General features: G+C 69.0%; 9 protein-coding genes, 1 tRNA gene and 2 pseudogenes. 2 read left to right on the top strand and 10 right to left on the bottom strand.

What is annotated here, in order from left to right; genetic code table 11:
* Nucleotides 1-80: 80 nt before the first annotated feature.
* The 6 genes and pseudogenes from tig to ACFJGX_RS15215 form a co-directional block, all read right to left on the bottom strand.
* On the bottom strand, nucleotides 81-1,391 hold the full coding sequence (gene tig, locus ACFJGX_RS15240) for a trigger factor (RefSeq protein WP_382157143.1): 1,311 nt from the start codon (nucleotides 1,389-1,391) through the stop codon (nucleotides 81-83).
* Nucleotides 1,392-1,465: 74 nt separating this feature from the next.
* A tRNA-Leu gene (locus ACFJGX_RS15235) sits at nucleotides 1,466-1,551 on the bottom strand.
* 110 nt (nucleotides 1,552-1,661) lie between these two features.
* Nucleotides 1,662-2,309 carry an aspartate/glutamate racemase family protein gene (locus tag ACFJGX_RS15230; protein ID WP_382325378.1) on the bottom strand — a complete coding sequence of 216 codons (648 nt, stop codon included), beginning with the start codon at nucleotides 2,307-2,309 and terminating at the stop codon, nucleotides 1,662-1,664.
* Nucleotide 2,310: 1 nt separating this feature from the next.
* Nucleotides 2,311-4,893, bottom strand: coding sequence for a TRAP transporter permease (locus tag ACFJGX_RS15225; RefSeq protein ID WP_382326492.1), 2,583 nt, complete (start codon nucleotides 4,891-4,893; stop codon nucleotides 2,311-2,313).
* A gap of 104 nt (nucleotides 4,894-4,997) precedes the next feature.
* A pseudogene (locus ACFJGX_RS15220) lies at nucleotides 4,998-5,925 on the bottom strand (TAXI family TRAP transporter solute-binding subunit).
* A 169-nt stretch (nucleotides 5,926-6,094) separates the two neighbouring features.
* A complete protein-coding gene (locus ACFJGX_RS15215; protein WP_382325384.1) occupies nucleotides 6,095-7,426 on the bottom strand; it encodes an aspartate aminotransferase family protein in 1,332 nt (443 codons plus the stop codon).
* Between the two features lie 183 nt (nucleotides 7,427-7,609).
* Between ACFJGX_RS15215 and ACFJGX_RS15210 the strand changes: the two genes are divergently transcribed.
* A complete protein-coding gene (locus ACFJGX_RS15210) occupies nucleotides 7,610-8,857 on the top strand; it encodes a D-amino acid dehydrogenase (RefSeq protein WP_382326490.1) in 1,248 nt (415 codons plus the stop codon).
* A 3-nt stretch (nucleotides 8,858-8,860) separates the two neighbouring features.
* Here ACFJGX_RS15210 and ACFJGX_RS15205 read toward each other — a convergent pair whose 3' ends face one another.
* The 3 genes and pseudogenes from ACFJGX_RS15205 to ACFJGX_RS15195 all read right to left on the bottom strand — a co-directional run bounded on the left by ACFJGX_RS15205 (nucleotide 8,861) and on the right by ACFJGX_RS15195 (nucleotide 14,369).
* Complete coding sequence (locus ACFJGX_RS15205) at nucleotides 8,861-9,763, bottom strand: LysR family transcriptional regulator (RefSeq protein WP_382325386.1); 903 nt, start codon at nucleotides 9,761-9,763, stop codon at nucleotides 8,861-8,863.
* A 316-nt stretch (nucleotides 9,764-10,079) separates the two neighbouring features.
* Entirely contained in the window at nucleotides 10,080-13,247 is a 3,168-nt protein-coding gene (locus tag ACFJGX_RS15200; protein ID WP_382326488.1) for an efflux RND transporter permease subunit, read from the bottom strand.
* 8 nt (nucleotides 13,248-13,255) lie between these two features.
* Nucleotides 13,256-14,369 (bottom strand): annotated as a pseudogene (locus ACFJGX_RS15195) (efflux RND transporter periplasmic adaptor subunit).
* A 122-nt stretch (nucleotides 14,370-14,491) separates the two neighbouring features.
* Here ACFJGX_RS15195 and hpnC point away from each other — a divergent pair.
* Nucleotides 14,492-15,391 (top strand): squalene synthase HpnC, encoded by a 900-nt coding sequence (gene hpnC / locus ACFJGX_RS15190; RefSeq protein ID WP_382325388.1) that lies wholly within the window; start codon nucleotides 14,492-14,494, stop codon nucleotides 15,389-15,391.
* A gap of 17 nt (nucleotides 15,392-15,408) precedes the next feature.
* Here the strand turns inward: hpnC and ACFJGX_RS15185 are convergent, their stop codons facing one another.
* The gene (locus ACFJGX_RS15185; RefSeq protein ID WP_382325390.1) at nucleotides 15,409-17,019 is read right to left on the bottom strand and encodes an ATP-binding protein; all 1,611 of its coding nucleotides are present in this window, start codon (nucleotides 17,017-17,019) and stop codon (nucleotides 15,409-15,411) included.
* Nucleotides 17,020-17,025: the final 6 nt, after the last annotated feature.

The raw sequence follows: 17,025 nt of genomic DNA, 5'->3' as shown, positions 1-17,025 counted from the left end.
GTACCTCCAGATGGGGGGCAAACCCGAAAAAGAAAGGGCGGATCGCTCCGCCCTGTTCCAGCATCCCGCCGCGAAGGAAATCAGGCCTGGGCCATCAGTTCGTCGAAGCTGACCGACTTTTCGGTGATCTGTGCCTTGGACAGCACGAACTCCGTGACGTTGTTCTCGATCACGATGGCTTCCACCTCGGCCATGCGCTGGTTGTCGCCCTGGTACCAGCGCACCACGTCGGCCGGCTTCTCGTAGGAGGCCGCCAGCTCTTCGATGTGGGCCTTGATCTGCTCGGGCTTGGCGTGCAGCTCGTTGGCGCGCACCAGCTCGGCCACCACCAGACCCAGGCGCACGCGGCGCTCGGCCTGCGGGCGGAACAGCTCTTCGGGGATCGGTGCCTTGTCGGCATCTTTCACGCCGCGCTGCTTCAGGTCGGCGCGGGCGCCTTCCACCAGGCGCTCCAGCTCGGACTGCACGACCGCGTTGGGCAGGTCCAGCTCGGCCTTGGCCACCAGGGCGTCCATCACGGCCTGCTTGTTGCGGGCCTGCAGGCGGAACTTGACTTCGCGCTCCAGGTTCTTGCGGATGTCGGCGCGCAGGCCTTCCACCGTGCCGTCGGCGATGCCCAGGGACTTGGCGAAGGCTTCATCCACGGCCGGCAGGTTGGCGGCTTCGATCTTGTTGACCGTGACCAGGAAGTCGGCGGTCTTGCCGGCCACGTCCTTGCCGTGGTAGTCGGCGGGGAAGGCCAGCGGGAAGGTCTTGGACTCGCCCGTCTTCATGCCACGCACGGCGTCTTCGAATTCCTTGAGCATCTGGCCGTCGCCGACGATGAACTGGAAGGCCTCGGCCTTGCCGCCCTCGAAGGGCTCACCGTCGATCTTGCCGGCGAAGTCGATGGTGACGCGGTCGCCGTCCTGGGCGGCCTGGTCCTGCGCGCGCTGCGCGAAGGTGCGGCGCTGCTTGCGCAGGATCTCGAGCGTGCGGTCGATGGCGGCGTCGTCCACTTCGGCAGCCACTTTTTCCACGGCGGCGGTGGTCAGGTCGTCGATCTTGACTTGCGGATACACCTCGAAGACGGCGTCGAAGGTCAGCTGGCCCTCGGGGGCGCCTTCCTTCTCGGTGATCTTGGGCTGGCCGGCCACGCGCAGCTGGGCTTCGTTGGCGGCGGTGGCGAAGGCTTCACCGACCTTGTCGTTCATGACCTCGTAGTGCACCGAATAGCCATAGCGCTGGGCCACGACGTTCATCGGCACCTTGCCGGGACGGAAACCGTCCATCTTCACGTCGCGCGCGATGCGCTTGAGGCGGTTGGACACTTCTTTCTGGATCACATCGGCCGGCAGCGTCAGCGTGATCTTGCGCTCGAGCTTTTCCAGGGTTTCAACGTTCACGGTCATGGCTTTCTCCAAAAGGGTGTCGGTCAACCAGCCTGTCTGGCCGACCCGGGGGGTCTGTCTGTTCGTCTGTGGTGTGGTGCGCGGGGGGGACTCGAACCCCCACACCATTGCTGGCGTCAGGACCTAAACCTGGTGCGTCTACCAATTTCGCCACCCGCGCGCCTCGTAGGGGGTTTTCCGGTGCAGCGCAAAAGCAGCGCTGGACGGCCGGTTGTCCACTTCACGGCAACCTTAGATTGTAGCTGCAGCGCCCACCCTGGCCGGACGGCCTCAGGCCCCCAGGCGGTGCCGCAGGGCCCGGACCGCGCTGCCGGGCGTGGTGAGCACCGGCATGCCCACCGCCTTGTGCACGGCCAGCTGCGCGCGCGCCATGCTGAATTGGGACAGCGCGATCACGTCGCAGCCCTGCCCCACCAGCCAGCGCGCGGCCTCGACGACGCGCGCGTCGTGGCCGGCGTCGTCGCCCCGGTTGAGGGCGTCCATGGCGCCTTCGGCCAGGCAGGTGACCAGTTCGGTGCCGGCCGGGAACTCCGGCGGCATGGAAGTCAGGGTGGGCGCGAAGGACGCCACCAGCCCGATGCGGCCGCCGCGCGCCACGGCCACGGCTTCGGCCACCATGGCTTCGTTGGGCTTGAGCACCGGCATGTGCGGGCGCCGCGCCGCCACCGCCTCGATGCACGAACCGAATGCCGAGCAGGTGAACAGGATGGCATTGGCCCCCGTGCCTTCGGCGTAGGCCGCCAGCGACTCGAAGCGCTGGTGCATGGCCGCGTCCAGTCCCTTGCCATCGCGCGCCAGGTCGGCCGACAGGCTGTCGTCGAGCAGGTTCATGCGCTCGGCCTCGGGCCAGGCGCGGGCGAGCTCCTCGTTGATGGGCGCGACCGAGTGGGCCAGCGCATGGATCAGGGCGATGCGCATGTCAGGCCACCTTCAAGGTGCGTGGCACGGCCATGCGCCGGCCCTGGCTCCACCAGACCAGCGCCACCAGCAGCAGCGCGGGCAGGTAGAACCAGTGCGGCGTGGCCCGGCCCGAGGGCATCTTCACCGCCACCACGTCCCAGCCCTGCTCGAAGCCCGACTTGGCCGCGCGCGAACCGAACTTGACCTGCGCCACCTGCAACTGGTCGCCCAGCCCGACCAGGCGCAGTCCGGCTTCGTCCAGGCGCTTGCGCCCGTCCTCGCCCTTGGCGCCCAGCTGCACGGCCACGGTCTTGGTCAGGTCGCGCCCTTCCAGCGTGGTGCCCTGCAGCACGAAGACCATGCGGCCATCCTCGGGTTTGTCGCGCGCGATGTCGAACACTTCGGCCGGCGGCGCGTCGCGGTACGGGGGTGCGAGGCGGTCCATGAACACGTCCGGGCGGAACAGCAGCACCACGGCGATGCCGAGCAGCACGTTCTCCCACCAGCGGCTCTTGATGCGGAACCAGTTCATGGTGATCGCCGCGAACAGCAGCATCGCGACGATGCTGGCGGCGATCACGCGCAGCGTCTCCGCCAGGTCCTCCACGTTGATCAGCAGCAGCTGCGGGTTGAAGATCCAGATGAAGGGCAGGATCAGCGTGCGGGCGGCGTAGATGAACCCCTGGATGCCGGTCTGCAGCGAATCCTCGCCCGAGATCGCCGAGGCCGCGAAGGTCGCCAGCCCCACCGGCGGCGTGATGTCCGCCATGATCCCGTAATAGAAGACGAACATGTGCACCGCGATCAGCGGAATGATCAGGCCCGACTGCGCGCCCAGTTCCACCACCACCGGCGCCATCAGCGTGGCCACCAGCACGTAGTTGGCCGTGGTCGGCACGCCCAGGCCGATGACGAGGCAGGAGATCGCGACGAACAGCAGCATCAGGATCACGCTGCCCTGCGAGACCAGCTCAACGAACTCGGTCATGCGCAGGCCCAGGCCGGTGAGCGTGATGCCGCCGACCACGATGCCCGCCGTGGCGGTGGCGACGCCGATGCCGATCATGTTGCGCGCGCCGTTGTGGAAACCGTCGAGCACCGAGCGCCAGCTCTCCTGCCAGGCGTTGCCCATGGGCAGGCGGCGGAACAGCGCGATCAGCGGGTGCTGCGTGGCCATGAGCACCGCCAGCGAGGTGACGGCCCAGAAGGCCGCGAGCGCGGGCGACATCTCCTCCACCATCAGGCACCAGATCAGGATGCCGATGGGCATGATGAAGTGCAGGCCGGCGCGCACCGTGGGCCAGGTCTGCAGCGGTTTGGGGTTGTCGATGTCGATGTCGGTCGCCAGGTCCGGGCAGCTGGCCGCCTGCCACACGGCCACGAGGTAGAGCGCCAGCACCAGCGCACCCACGGCATACGGGGCCGCCGGGCCCAGCACGGCCTTGAAGCCGAGGATCAGGTAGTACAGCGCGCAGACCAGCACCACGGTACCGGTCACACCGAGTGCGTTGCGCATGACGCGGTCGCGCAACGGCGTGGGCGTGCGCTTGACGATGGGCTGCATGCCCAGCTTGAGCGCCTCCAGGTGCACGATGTAGAACAGGCCGATGTACGAGAGGATGGCCGGCAGGAAGGCGTGCTTGACGATGTCCGAGTACGGGATGCCCACGTACTCCACCATCAGGAAGGCCGCGGCGCCCATCACGGGCGGCATGATCTGGCCGTCCACCGAGGACATGGTTTCGATCGCGCCGGCCTTGACGCCGCCATAACCCGCCTTCTTCATGAGCGGGATGGTGAAGATGCCGCCGGAGACCACGTTCGCCACCGACGAACCCGAGATGGTGCCGTTGAGCGCCGACGACACCACCGCCACCTTGGCCGGGCCGCCGCGCAGGTGCCCCAGCGCCGCGAAGCTCACCTGCATCATGTAGTTGCCGCCGCCGCCCCGGTCGAGCAGCGCGCCGAACAGCACGTAGACGAAGATGGTGCCGGCCGACACCCCCAGCGCGATGCCGTACACGCCTTCGGTGGTGAGCCACATGTGCGAGATCAGGCGGTTGAGCGAGGCGCCCCGGTGGGCGATCACCTCGGGCAGCCAAGGGCCGAGCATGCAGTAGGCCAGGAAGATCACGGCCAGCACGGCCATGGGCCAGCCCACCGCGCGACGCGTGGCCTCCAGCAACAGCAGCAGGCCCACCACCGACACCGCCACATCCACCGTGGTGGGCGTGCCGGGCCGGGTGGCGAGCTCGGCATAGAAGAGCATCACGTAGGCACCGGCAAAGGCCGCCACGCCGGCCAGCAGCCAGTCCACCCACGGGACCCGGTTGCGCGGCGAGCGCTTGAACGCCGGCCAGGCGAGGAACGCCAGGAACAGCGCGAACGCGAGGTGGATGGCGCGCGCCTCGGTGTCGTTGAGGATGCCGATGCCGAATTCGAACGGCAGGGGCGAGGCGTACCAGTACTGGAACAGCGCCCAGAGCAGGCACACGGTGAACACCACACCGGCCGTCCACCCGGTGGGCTTGCGTCCGCCGGTGTCGCTGTCCGCCACAAGTTGCTGCAGGGCTTCGGGGGCTTTTTCGATGTCGGTGCTCATGGGCGCTCCGGGCCTGGACGGCGGTGGGGAGGGTCAAAAGAAACGGCGAAGCACCTTCGCCCTTCATGGCAAGGCGGGCCGCTCACGCGGCCCGGCGCGTCACCTCACTTGACCCAGCCCTTTTCCTTGTAGAACTTCAGCGCGCCTTCGTGCAGCGGCGCGCTCAGGCCGTCCTTGACCATGCCCTCGGGCGTCAGGTTCGGCCAGCGCGGGGTGCAGCTTCTTGAACTCGTCGAAGTTGTCGAACACCGCCTTGACCACCTGGTACACGGTCTCGGGCGAGGTCTTGCTCGAGGCCACCACGGTGGCGGACACGCCATAGGTCTGGGTAGGCTGCGGGTTGTTCGGGTAGAGGCCACCGGGCAGCGTGACCTTGGCGTAATACGGCTTCTCGGCCACCAGCTTGTCCACGGCCGGGCCGGTGATGGACACCAGCTTGGCACCGCACGAGGTGGTGGGATCCTGGATGTTGGCGCTCGGGTGGCCCACGGCGTAATAGAAGCCGTCGATCTTGCCGTCGCACAGCGCCGGGCCGTGTTCGTCGGCCTTGAGTTCGGAGGCCAGCGAGAAGTCGCTCAGCTTCCAGCCCATGCCGGCCAGCAGCTCTTCCATGGAGGAGCGCGTGCCCGAGCCCGGGTTGCCGACGTTGAAGCGCTTGCCCTTGAAGTCCTCGAACTTGGTGATGTTGGCTTCCTTGCGGGCCACCACCGTGAAGGGCTCGGGGTGCACGGCGAACACCGCTCGCAGGTCGCCGTAGGCGCCCGCGTCCTTGAACTGGCCCACGCCCTTGAGCGCATTGAACTGCACGTCGGACTGGGTGAAGCCCAGGTCCAACTCACCGGCCTTGATGGTGTTGACGTTGAACACCGAGCCGCCGGTGGACTCCACCGAGCAGCGGATGCCATGCTTGGCGCGGTCCTTGTTCACCAGCCGGCAGATCGCGCCGCCCGCCGCGTAATACACCCCCGTCACGCCGCCGGTGCCGATGGTCATGAACTTCTGCTGCGCCTGGGCCGGTGCCATGGGCGTCATCAGGGCGGCTGCGGCGGCCAGGGTGCTCAGGCTGAGGGGGATCTTTTTCATGCGGATGGCTCCTGAAGGTTTCGACGGGGTGGAACAAACTGGGTGCGGGCACGAAGGCTTTTCACGAGCAAGCAAGCTTCGTGCAGACCCGCTGCGACGGCGACGGGGTTTTCCCCCATCAGGCGGCCACCGCGCGGTCGATGGCGCCGGCGAGCCGCGCCACGATCTGCTCGAGCTCGGCGGGCGTGCTGATGAAGGGCGGCGCGAGCAACACGTGGTCGCCGCAGCGCCCATCCACCGTGCCCCCCATCGGGTAGACCATCAGGCCGCCGGCCATGGCCTCGCTCTTGATGCGGGCGTGCAGCTTGCGCGCGGGATCGAACCACTGCCGGCTGCCGCGGTCGGCCACCAGCTCGAGCCCCCAGAACAGCCCGCGCCCCCGGATGTCGCCCACGCGCGGGTGCTCACCGAAGGCCTGTTGCAACAGCGCGTGCAGCAATTGCCCGCGCTCGCGCACCTGCGCCAGCAGGCCATCGCGCTGGATCACGCGCTGCACCGCGAGCGCGGCCGCGCAGGCGATCGCATGGCCCAGGTAGGTGTGGCCGTGCTGGAACAGGCCGCTGCCCTGCCGGAAGGCGTCCACCACCCTGCCCTGCGCCAGCACCGCGCCGATGGGCTGGTAGCCACCGCCCAGGCCCTTCGCCACCGTCATCAGATCCGGCACTACACCCTCCTGCTCGCAGGCATGCAGGGTGCCGGTGCGCCCCATGCCGCACATCACCTCGTCCAGGATCAGCAGGATGCCGTGGCGGTCGCACAGCTCGCGCACGCCCTTGAAGTAGCCGGGCACGGCGGTGAGCACACCCGCCGTGGCGCCGCCCACCGTCTCGGCCACGAAGGCCATCACGTTCTCGCCACCCAGGCGGTCGATGGCCTCGGACAGCTCGGCCACCAGCCGCTGGCCGTACTGCTCGGCGGTTTCGTCGGCCCGGCGGTCGCGGTACTCGTAGCACGGCGAGACGTGCGTCACGTCGATCAGCAGCGGCTTGAACTGCTCGCGCCGCCAGGCGTTGCCGCCCACGGCCAGCGCTCCCAGCGTGTTGCCGTGGTAACTCTGGTGGCGGGCGATGAAGTGCCGCCGCTGCGGCTGGCCGATCTCCACGAAATACTGGCGCGCCATCTTCAGCGCGGCCTCCACCGCCTCGGAACCGCCGCTCACGAAATACACGTGGCTCATGCCCGCCGGCGCCGAATCGATCAGCACGTTCGCCAGTTCCTCGGCCACCTCGGTGGTGAAGAAACTGGTGTGCGCGTAGGCCAGCTGGTCGATCTGCGCGTGCATCGCGGCCAGCACATCCGGGTGCCCATGGCCCAGGCAGGACACGGCCGCGCCGCCCGAGGCGTCGAGGTAGGTCTTGCCGGCCTGGTCGGTCAGGGTGATGCCCTGGCCGCTCACGGCAAAGGGCATGGGGCGGTGCAACTGGCGGTGGAAGACGCGGGTGGAACTCATGCAGGAAGGACGGGGTGGGGACAGCAATTCAGGCGCAGTGTAGGCAGCGTCGGCGCCCTGGGAAAAATGCCTTTTTCACCCCGTTCCATGCCTTTCGGTTATGGCCTGTCCATGAGTTCGCGGCATGGGCCTTGTCGCGATTGGCATTTTTCGCTCTGGCGCGGCTTGCCTACAGTTCGCCCCATGAACGCTTCCTCCCAACGGCGCCCCCACGTGTGCGTGCTCGGTGCCGGCATCGTCGGGCTGGCGGCGGCCTGGCAGTTGCGGCGCGAGGGCTTCGAGGTCACCGTGGTCGACCGGGCGCAGGCCGGCACCGGCGCGAGCGCGGCCAACGGCGCGCAGCTGAGCTACGCCTACGTGCAACCGCTGGCCGACCCGGGCATCTGGCGCCAGTTGCCCAAGCTGCTGTTCGCGGCCGATTCACCGCTGAAGCTGCGCCTGCAGCCCGACCCGCACCAATGGGCCTGGGGCCTGCAGTTCCTGGCCGCCTGCCGCGCTGGCGTGTCTCGGCGCACCACGGCCAGCCTGCTGGCCCTGGCGGCCGAGAGCCGCGCCGGCTTCGAACGCCTGATGGCCGAGGAACGCATCGCCTGCGACTTCTCCGCCACCGGCAAGCTGGTGCTGTGCGCCGACGAGGCCAGCTTCGCCGCCGCGCGCCGCCAGATGGCCTTGCAGCGCGAACTCGGCAGCCCAACGCAGCACGCGCTCTCGCCCGCCGAATGCGTGGCGATCGAACCCGCGCTGGCGGGCTACGCGCCGCGCTTCGCGGGCGCCATCCACACACCCAGCGAGTGCGCGGCCGACTGCCACCAGGTCTGCCTGGAGCTGCTGCGCCTGTTGCTCGCGCAGGGCGTGCGCTTCGCGTTCGACACGCCGGTCACCCGGCTCACCCGCTCGGCCGATCGCATCGTGGCGGCCGACACCCCGCGCGGCCCGATCGAGGCCGACGCCTTCGTGGTCGCGCTCGGCACCGCCTCGCACCCGCTGGCGCGCACGCTGGGCCTGCGCGTGCCGGTATACCCGCTCAAGGGCTACAGCCTCACGCTGGACGTGAGCGAGGCACCTGGCGCGGCGCCGCGTGTGAACGTGACCGATGCCGCGCGCAAGGTGGTGTTCGCGCGCCTGGGTTCGCGCCTGCGCGTGGCCGGCATGGCCGAACTGGTGGGTGAGAACACGCACATCCCCGTCGACCGCATCGACTCGCTGGTGGCCAGCGCCCAGGCCCTGTTCCCCGACGCGCGCTGCAGCGACGATCTGCGGCCCTGGGCCGGCCTGCGACCGGCCACGCCCACCGGCCTGCCGGTGCTGGGGCGGCTGCGCGGCGGGCCCGACAACCTGTGGTTCAACACCGGACACGGTGCCCTGGGCTTCACCCTGGCCTTCGGCAGCGCGCAGCGGCTCGCGGCGCAACTGCGCCAGAGCGGCCTCTGAAACTCAGCCCGCCGTCTCCAGCAGCGCCTGTTGCATGCAGCGCGTGAAGGCGCGCGTGGTCAGCGAATTCGGCCGCGCGGTGGGCCGCAGCATGCGCACCGTGGTGGGCACGGTGGGTTCGAGCTTGAGCACGTCGACCTTGGTGAGATCGGCCGAGGCGGCGGTGCAGCTCTCCACCATCGCCACGCCCACGCCGTGGTGCGCGAGCGCCAGCGCCACGTGGTAGGTCTGCACGGTCATCACTTCCTTGAGCCCGGCGCCGCTGTCGCGCACGGTGTGGGCCAGCAGCAGGCCCAGCGGGTCCTGGCCGTCGAGGGCGATCACGGGCAGCCTGGAGAGTTGCGTCAGCGTGATGGTGCCGGCCTTGACCTGGCGCGCGGTCAGCAGGCCCTTGGGCACCACGCACACGACGTGGCGGTCGGCCAGTTGTTCCTGCACGAGCGCGGGGTGCGACACGGCGCTGAAGACGTAGCCCACGTCGGCTTCCTGCAGCACGAGGGAGGAGATGATCTGGGGCGAATGCAGCGCTTCGTGGTGCACGCGCACGGAGGGGTGTTTTTCGCGGAACAGGCGCATGGCGCGCGGGAAGACTTCGTAGCTCAGGGCGAGCACGGTGAGCACGCGCAGCTCGCCTTTGCCGCGGCCGGCCTTGAGGCTGGCGGAGAGGCGTTGCACTTCGTCGAGCTGGGCGAACAGGCGTTCGATGTGGGGGTACAGGGTTTGCGCTTCGGCGGTGGGCCGCAGGCGCCCGCCGACGCGCTGGAACAGCTGGAAACCGAGCTGGATCTCGGCGTGCTGCAGCGTGCGGCTCACGGCGGGTTGCGTGACGTTGATCATGCGGGCGGCGGCGCTCACGCTGCCGGTGAGCATCACCGCGTTGAAAACTTCGATGTGTCTTAGGCGCATGCGGCCTATTGTTGTCGATGTTTTTCTCCGGCTGGAGCGGTCATCGGCGAGGGCGGGTTGAGGGCTCCGCTCATGTCCCCCGGGTCGGCTTCGCCGCCCCTCCTCCTTTACTTCGCTGCGCCCTCACCCCGCCCTCGCCGATGACCTATGGGCATGCGAAGCGTTGGTGTGCCATGACCTCTTGTAGCCCGGAGGTGGGTGGCGTTCTGCGCAGCGGGGTAAAGGAGGAGGCGGCACCAGCCGCCGGGGGACACCCGCGGAGCAGAGCGCCGCCCGCCTCCGAGCCCGCGAGGTCTCAGAGAGAGAGAAACGAAACTCAGACAGGCCGTCGAACCCGGAACCAGGCCGCGTACATCGCCGGCAAAGCCAGCAAGGTCAGCACCGTCGCCACAATCAGCCCCCCCATGATCGCGACAGCCATCGGTCCCCAGAACACACTGCGAGACAGCGGAATCATCGCCAGCACCGCCGCCGCCGCCGTCAACACGATGGGCCGCATCCGCCGAACAGCCGCTTCCACGATCGCGTCCCAGGCCGGCACACCGCGCGCCCTATCCTGCTCGATCTGATCGATCAGGATCACCGAGTTGCGCTGGATCATCCCCATCAAGGCAATCACCCCCAGCAAAGCCACGAAACCAAACGGCCGGTTCAGCAACAGCAAAGCCCCCGCCACCCCCGCCATGCCCAACGGCCCGGTCAGGAACACCAGCATCGACCGGCTGAAACTCTGCAACTGCAGCATCAGCAACGTGAACACGATGAACAACATCAAAGGCACGCCCACCACGATCGAAGCCGAGCCCTTGCTGCTCTCCTCCACCGCGCCCGCCACCTCGATGTGGTACGCGCTCAGACCCCGCGCGGCCCAGCCGTCGCTGATCGCCTTGAGCTTCGGCTGCAGCTCGGCCGTCACCGTCGCGCCCTGCAAGCCCTCGACCACGTCACCCTGCACCGTGATCGCATAGTCGCGGTTCTCGCGCCACAACACACCCGGCTCCCAGTCGAACACCGGCTTGGCGATCTGCAACAGCGGAATCGCCTGGCCACTCGCCGTGGGCAGATACGCATTGGCCAGGCTGGTGATCGCGTCGCGCTCGTCCAGCGGCTGGCGAAGCACGATGTCGATCAGCTTGTCGCCCTCGCGGTACTGGCCCACCGTGGTGCCCGAAAGCAAGGTGCGCGAGGCCTGCGCGATCGACTGGCTCGACACGCCCAGCGCGCGCGCCTTGGCCTGGTCCACCTCCAGCCGCAGCTTCTTCACCGACTCGTTCCAGTTGTCGTTCACGCCGCGCATGTTCGGGTTCTCGCGCATCGCCTGCTTCACCTCGTCGGCCAGGCCGCGCAGCACCTGCGGGTCGGTGCCCACCACGCGGAACTGCACCGGGTACGGCACGGGCGGGCCGTTGGGCAGCAGCTTCACGCGGCCGCGCACCTCGGGGAATTCGGTCGCCAGCAAGGCCGGCAAGGCCTTGCGCAGGTGCTCGCGCGTCTTCAGGTCCTGGGGCAGCACGATCATCTGCGACACGTTGGTCTGCGGGAAGATCTGGTCCAGCGGCAGGTAGAAGCGTGGCACGCCCGAGCCCACCCAGGTGGTCACGCTGCGCACGCCCTCTTCCTTGGCGAACCGGCCTTCCACGCGGCGCGTCACCTCGTCCATGGCGGGCATGCTGCTGCCCTCGGGCAGCCAGATGTCCACCAGGATCTCGGGCCGGCTCGAATCGGGGAAGAACTGCTGCTGCACCGAGCCCATGCCGACGATGCCGAGCACGAAGGTCAGGATGGTCGCGCCAATGGTCAGCCAGCGGTGCTGCACGCACCAGTCCACCACGGCGCGGAAACGCACGTAGAACGGTCCGTCGAAGACCTCGTGCGGCTCGCCCTCGGCGTGCGGCTTCACCTTGAGCAGCACCACGCCCAGGTAGGGCACGAACAGCACCGCCACCACCCAGGAGATCACCAGCGCCAGCACCGTCACCGCGAAGATCGCGAAGGTGTACTCACCGGTGGTGGAATTGGCCAGGCCGATCGGCAGAAAGCCCGCGGCCGTGATCAGCGTGCCCGTCAGCATGGGCATGGCCGTGGCGTCCCAGGTGAAGGTGGCCGCGCGCATCATGTCGTAGCCCTCTTCGAGCTTTCGCACCATCATCTCCACCGCGATGATGGCGTCGTCCACCAGCAGGCCCAGCGCGATGATGAGCGAGCCCAGCGAAATCTTGTGCAGGCCGATGCCCCAGTAGTTCATGGCCAGGAAGGTGATGGCCAGCACCAGCGGGATGGTGATGAACACCACCAGGCCGGGCCGCATGTCCAGCACGTAGCGCTTGAGCCCCCGGCCGCCCGGGCGCCGGTGCAGGCCCAGCGCCAGGAAACTCACCGCGAGCACGATCACCACCGCCTCGATCAGCACCTTCACGAACTCGTTGACCGAATTGGTCACCGCGCTGGGCTGGTCCTGCACCTGGGCCAGCGTCATGCCCGCGGGCAGCGTGGCCTCGATGCCGGCCACGGTGGTCTTGAGCGCCCTGCCCAGGGCGATGATGTCGCCACCCTTGGCCATGGAGATGCCCAGCGCGATGCTGTCCTGCCCTTCGTGGCGCACCAGCACCTGCGGCGGGTCCACGTAACCCAGGCCGATCTTGGCGATGTCGCCCAGGCGGATCTGCGTGCCGTTGGCCGCGCGGATCGGCATGGCGCGCAACTGCTCCACCGAGTTGAAGGCACCGGCCACGCGCACCTGCACCACGTCCTGCGGCGTCTGCACCGTGCCGGCCGATTCCACCGCGTTCTGCTGCCCCAGCGCGTCCAGCACCTGCTGCAGGTTCAGGCCCAGCGTGGCCAGGCGCTTCTGCGAGATCTCGATGTAGAGCTTCTCGTCCTGCACGCCGAACAGCTCGACCTTGCTCACGTCTTTCACGCGCAGCAGGCGCTGGCGCACGTCGTCGGCCACCTGCTTCTTGTCGGCCGGCGAAAAACCTTCGCCCTGCAGCGCGTAGATCACGCCGTACACGTCGCCGAATTCGTCGTTGAAGAACGGGCCCACCACACCCTGTGGCAAGGTGGCGCGCATGTCGCCCACCTTCTTGCGCGCCGTGTACCAGATCTGCGGCACCTCCTGCGGCGGCGAGGAGTCCTTGAGCTGGAAGATGATCAGCGTCTCGCCCGGCTTGGAGTAGCTGCGGATCTTGTCCGCGTAGGGCACTTCCTGCAGCGTCTTCTCGATGCGGTCGGCAACTTGCTCGGCGACCTGCTCGGCGGTGGCGCCAGGCCAGTAGGCGCGCACCACCATGGCGCGGAAGGTGAACGGCGGGTCCTCGTCCTGGCCGAGCTGGAAGTAGGCCGCCACGCCCAGCACCATCAGCACGATCATCAGGTAGCGGGTGAAGGCCTGGTGGTCCAGCGCCCATTGCGACAGGTTGAAGCGCGAGACCCAGGAGCCGGCGGGTTCGCCGGCGTTGTTCGTCGTCGGTGAGGCGTCGTTCATGCCGGGCCTCACTGCGTGGCGGCGGCGGTGAAACGCGTGACCTTCTGCCCCGGCGAGAGCACATGCACCCCGGTGCGCACCACTTCCTCACCGGGCTTGAGCCCGGCCACGATGACCATCTCGTTGCCATCGGCGCCAGCCACTTGCACCGGGCGCGGCTGCACCGTGCTGGCGGCGGCGTCGAACACCCACACGGCCGAGCCCTGGCGGTCGCCCTGGTCGGAACGCGCCAACGCGCTGGTGGGCAGCTTGATCACGGCGGGCGCGTCGCTCGCGCCGCCCAGCGTCACATAGGCCGTGGCGCCCAGCGGCACGGCCGCTCCATCGGGCAGCGAGAGCTTGACCTGGTAGGTGCGCGTTGCGCACGTCGGCACTGGCCGCCACTTCGCGCACCGTCGCCTCCAGCGGCGCCGCGGCACCGGGGGCCGCGCCCGCGCCGGCCCACAGCCGCACCTGCGCCGTGGCACCGGGCCGCATCTGGGCCACCCGGTCTTCGGGCACGGCAATGACCACGTCGCGCGCGCCATCGCGCGCCACCCGCACCACCGGCGTGCCGGCGGCCACCACCTGCCCCACTTCGGCGTCCACCGACAGCACCACACCCGCGCCATCGGCCAGCAGGCGCGCGTAGCCGGCCTGGTTGCCCTGCACCGCGCCCTGGGCCTTGGCCTGGCGCAGCGTGGCCTCGGCCGACTGCAGCGTGGCCTGGCGGCGCTCGATCTCGGCGCCGCTCACGAAGCCCTGGGCCTGCAGGTCCTGGTAACGCTTGAGGTCGGCGGCGGCGAGGTCGCGCTGGGTCTGCGCGGCGCTCACCTGGGCCTGCGCGGCCTGGCTGGAGAGCGCGAGGTCCTGCGCGTCCAGTTGCGCCAGCAACTGGCCCGGCTTCACCCGCTGCCCCACCTCGGCCGGGCGCTGCACCAGCTTGCCCCCCACCCGGAAGCCCAGGCGCGACTCGGTGCGCGCCCTGACCTCACCGGCGTACTCGCTGCGCGCCACCACATTGCCCGTGCCCACGGTGAGCAGCTTGACCGAGCGGATCGGCTCCTGCGGCGCGGGCGGGCGGGAGCAGGCGGACAGCACCAGGGCGGCGGTCACGATCAGGACAAAATGCGGTGTTTTCATGGTGTTGCAGGCGGGTGCGGGGGTGGAAACACAGAGAGCGTGAAAGAGCGCTCATGGCGCCCTACACTAATGACTGACCGGTTAGTAATCAAAATTGTAGATCAAATCCATGAACCTTCTTCATGACAAAAACGTCATCCAACGGGGCTGACGCGACGCCGCTGGGCTCGGGTGTCGGGCACTACGAGAACTTCCCCGTCGCCTCCTGGCTGTGCCCGCCGGCGCTGCGTCCGGCCGTGGGCGCCATCTACCACTTCGCCCGCACGGCCGACGACATTGCCGACGAAGGCGATGCCCAAGCGGCGCAGCGCCTGGCCGACCTGGCCGCCTACCGCGCCGAACTGCACCGCTGCCTGCAACCCACCTCGCGCTCCACGCTGGACATGCCCGAAGCGCGCTGGCCCGGCATCTTCCGCGCGCTGGGCAAGGCCGCGCGCCGCCATGCCCTGCCCGCCCCGTGCCTGCACGACCTGCTCAGCGCCTTCGAGCAAGACGTGCGCCACACCGCGAGCGGTCACCGCTACGCCGACACCCCCGAGCTGCTGGCCTACTGCCGGCTGTCGGCCAACCCGGTGGGCCGCCTGCTGCTGCACCTGTATGGGGTGCGCGACGAGGCTTCGCTGCGCCAGAGCGACCAGATCTGCAGCGCCTTGCAACTCATCAACTTCTGGCAGGACATCAGCGTGGACCTGCCGCGCGGGCGCTGCTACCTGCCGGCCGACACCTTGCGGCGCCAGGGCGTGGCCGTGGCCGACTTCGAATCGAACCATGGCAGCAAGGAACAGGCCATGCAGGCCGTGGTGGCCGAGCTCTGCGCCTACGCGCGTGGCCTCATGCAGCAGGGCGCGCCCCTGGTGCACCGCGTGCCGGGCCGCGCCGGCTGGGAGCTGCGCCTGGTGGTGCAAGGCGGCCTGCGCATCCTCGACGGCATTGCCGCCCAGCACCACCGCAGCTGGCAGACCCGCGTGACGCTGCACAAGAGCGACCTGCCCCGGCTGGCCTGGCGAGCGCTCTGGATGTAGGCCTGTTCAGGCGCTTTTCAGGCGCTGCGGCCCACGGGCGGCGCGTCCTCGGGCCGCCCGTGGGCCTCGTCGGGGGCGTCCGGCGCCACCGTCAAGGGCAGGAACACATGGAAACTGGCCCCCTGGTCGGGGCAGGCGTCGGCCCAGATGCGCCCGCCGTGGTACTCCACGATGCGGCGCACCAGCGCCAGCCCGATGCCCGCGCCCTCGAAGCGCGGGTCGCTGTGCAGGCGCTGGAACATGCCGAACAGCCGCTCCGCCTGCCCCGGCTCGAAACCCACGCCGTTGTCGCTTACGTGGAACTCGGTGCCATCGGGCAGCGCGCGCCAGCCCACCTCGATCTCGATCACCTCGCGGTGGGACGCGTACTTCACCGCGTTGTCCAGCAGGTTGACCCACACCTCGCGCAGCAGCACCGGGTCGCCCTGCACCGTGGGCAGGCCGGGCTGGATGCGCCAGCGCAGTTTCTTCATGCCGGCGTCGATCGCCAGCGCCGCCACGGTCTCGTCCACCAGCGCGGCCATGTCGACCGTCCCCACTTTCATGCCCTTGCGACCCAGGCGCGCGAACGACAGCATGCCGTCGATGAGGTGCCTCATCTGCACCGCGGCGCGGATGATCTTGTCGCAGTACGGCAGGCCGCCCTGCACGTCGCCCGCGCTCACCTCTTCCTTGAGCAGCTCGGCGAACCCGGCGATGTGGCGCAGCGGCGTGCGCAGGTCGTGCGAAAGCGCGTACGAGAACTCCTCCAGCGAGCCGTAGGCCTCCTCCAGCTGGCGCGTGCGCATCAGCACCTGCTGGTTCAGGTCTTCGTTGCGGCGGTGGCGCTGCTCGATCAGGTTCTTGTACAGCGTGACGTCCTGCACCGAGAACGTGAGCGGCAGCTCGACCGCGTTCGACCCCACGTGCGGCACGCCCCGGCAGCGCACCCAGCGGCAGGCGCCGGTGGCGGTGACCACGCGGAACTCCACGTCGATCTCGTCGCCCGAACGCAGGGCCGCGTCCAGCGCGGCCTGCAGCATCGGCCGGTCCTGCTCGTGGGCGTGCGCCATGAACGCCTGCACGCCGCGCGCCTCCTCGTCGCGTTCGCAACCGAGGATGCGGTAGATCTCGGAGGTCCAGCGCGAGCGGCCGGTGTCCTCGTCGTGTTCGATGCGGCCCAGCCGCGCCAGCCGCTGCGCCAGCTCCAGCCGGTGCTGCAGGTCGGCGGTGAGCAGCTCGCGCTTCTTGCGCTCGGTGATGTCGGTCTGGATCGACACGTAGCTCGTCAGCCGGCCCGCCGCGTCCCGGATCGGCTCGATGTTGAGCGACACCCAGTACGGCTCGCCCGAGCGCTTGTAGTTCAGCAACTCGAAGTCCCGCACCGCCTGCCCCTGCCGCACCATCGCACCCAGGCGGGAGAGCGACAGGGCGCTGGTCTGCGGCCCGTGCAGCAGTTCGGCCGGGCGGCGGCCCACGCATTCGTCCAACCGCCAACCGGTGATGCGCGAATACGCGGCGTTGACCCAGGTGATGCGGCGCTCCTCGTCGGTCACCACCACCATGTTGGAGGTGTTCTCCACGATCATCTCCAGCATCTGGAAGCGCCGCATCACATCTTCGGCGGCGGGCATGGGCGTCGGGGACATGGTCTG

The organism is Hydrogenophaga sp. UC242_50, assembly GCF_042697355.1.
In the GTDB taxonomy this organism is placed as follows: Bacteria; Pseudomonadota; Gammaproteobacteria; order Burkholderiales; family Burkholderiaceae_C; genus Hydrogenophaga.
The sequence above is the reverse complement of the archived record's forward strand: the minus strand, read 5'-3'. Positions and strand labels throughout refer to the sequence as shown.

Bases quoted from the DNA above. Each gene is read 5' to 3' on its own strand.
- ACFJGX_RS15230 (WP_382325378.1), bottom strand. From the start codon at position 2,309: ATGCGCATCGCCCTGATCCATGCGCTGGCCCACTCGGTCGCGCCCATC.
- ACFJGX_RS15210 (WP_382326490.1), top strand. From the start codon at position 7,610: ATGAACGCTTCCTCCCAACGGCGCCCCCACGTGTGCGTGCTCGGTGCC.
- ACFJGX_RS15200 (WP_382326488.1), bottom strand. From the start codon at position 13,247: ATGAACGACGCCTCACCGACGACGAACAACGCCGGCGAACCCGCCGGC.
- hpnC (WP_382325388.1), top strand. From the start codon at position 14,492: ATGACAAAAACGTCATCCAACGGGGCTGACGCGACGCCGCTGGGCTCG.
- ACFJGX_RS15215 (WP_382325384.1), bottom strand. From the start codon at position 7,426: ATGAGTTCCACCCGCGTCTTCCACCGCCAGTTGCACCGCCCCATGCCC.
- ACFJGX_RS15225 (WP_382326492.1), bottom strand. From the start codon at position 4,893: ATGAGCACCGACATCGAAAAAGCCCCCGAAGCCCTGCAGCAACTTGTG.
- ACFJGX_RS15205 (WP_382325386.1), bottom strand. From the start codon at position 9,763: ATGCGCCTAAGACACATCGAAGTTTTCAACGCGGTGATGCTCACCGGC.
- tig (WP_382157143.1), bottom strand. From the start codon at position 1,391: ATGACCGTGAACGTTGAAACCCTGGAAAAGCTCGAGCGCAAGATCACG.
- ACFJGX_RS15185 (WP_382325390.1), bottom strand. From the start codon at position 17,019: ATGTCCCCGACGCCCATGCCCGCCGCCGAAGATGTGATGCGGCGCTTC.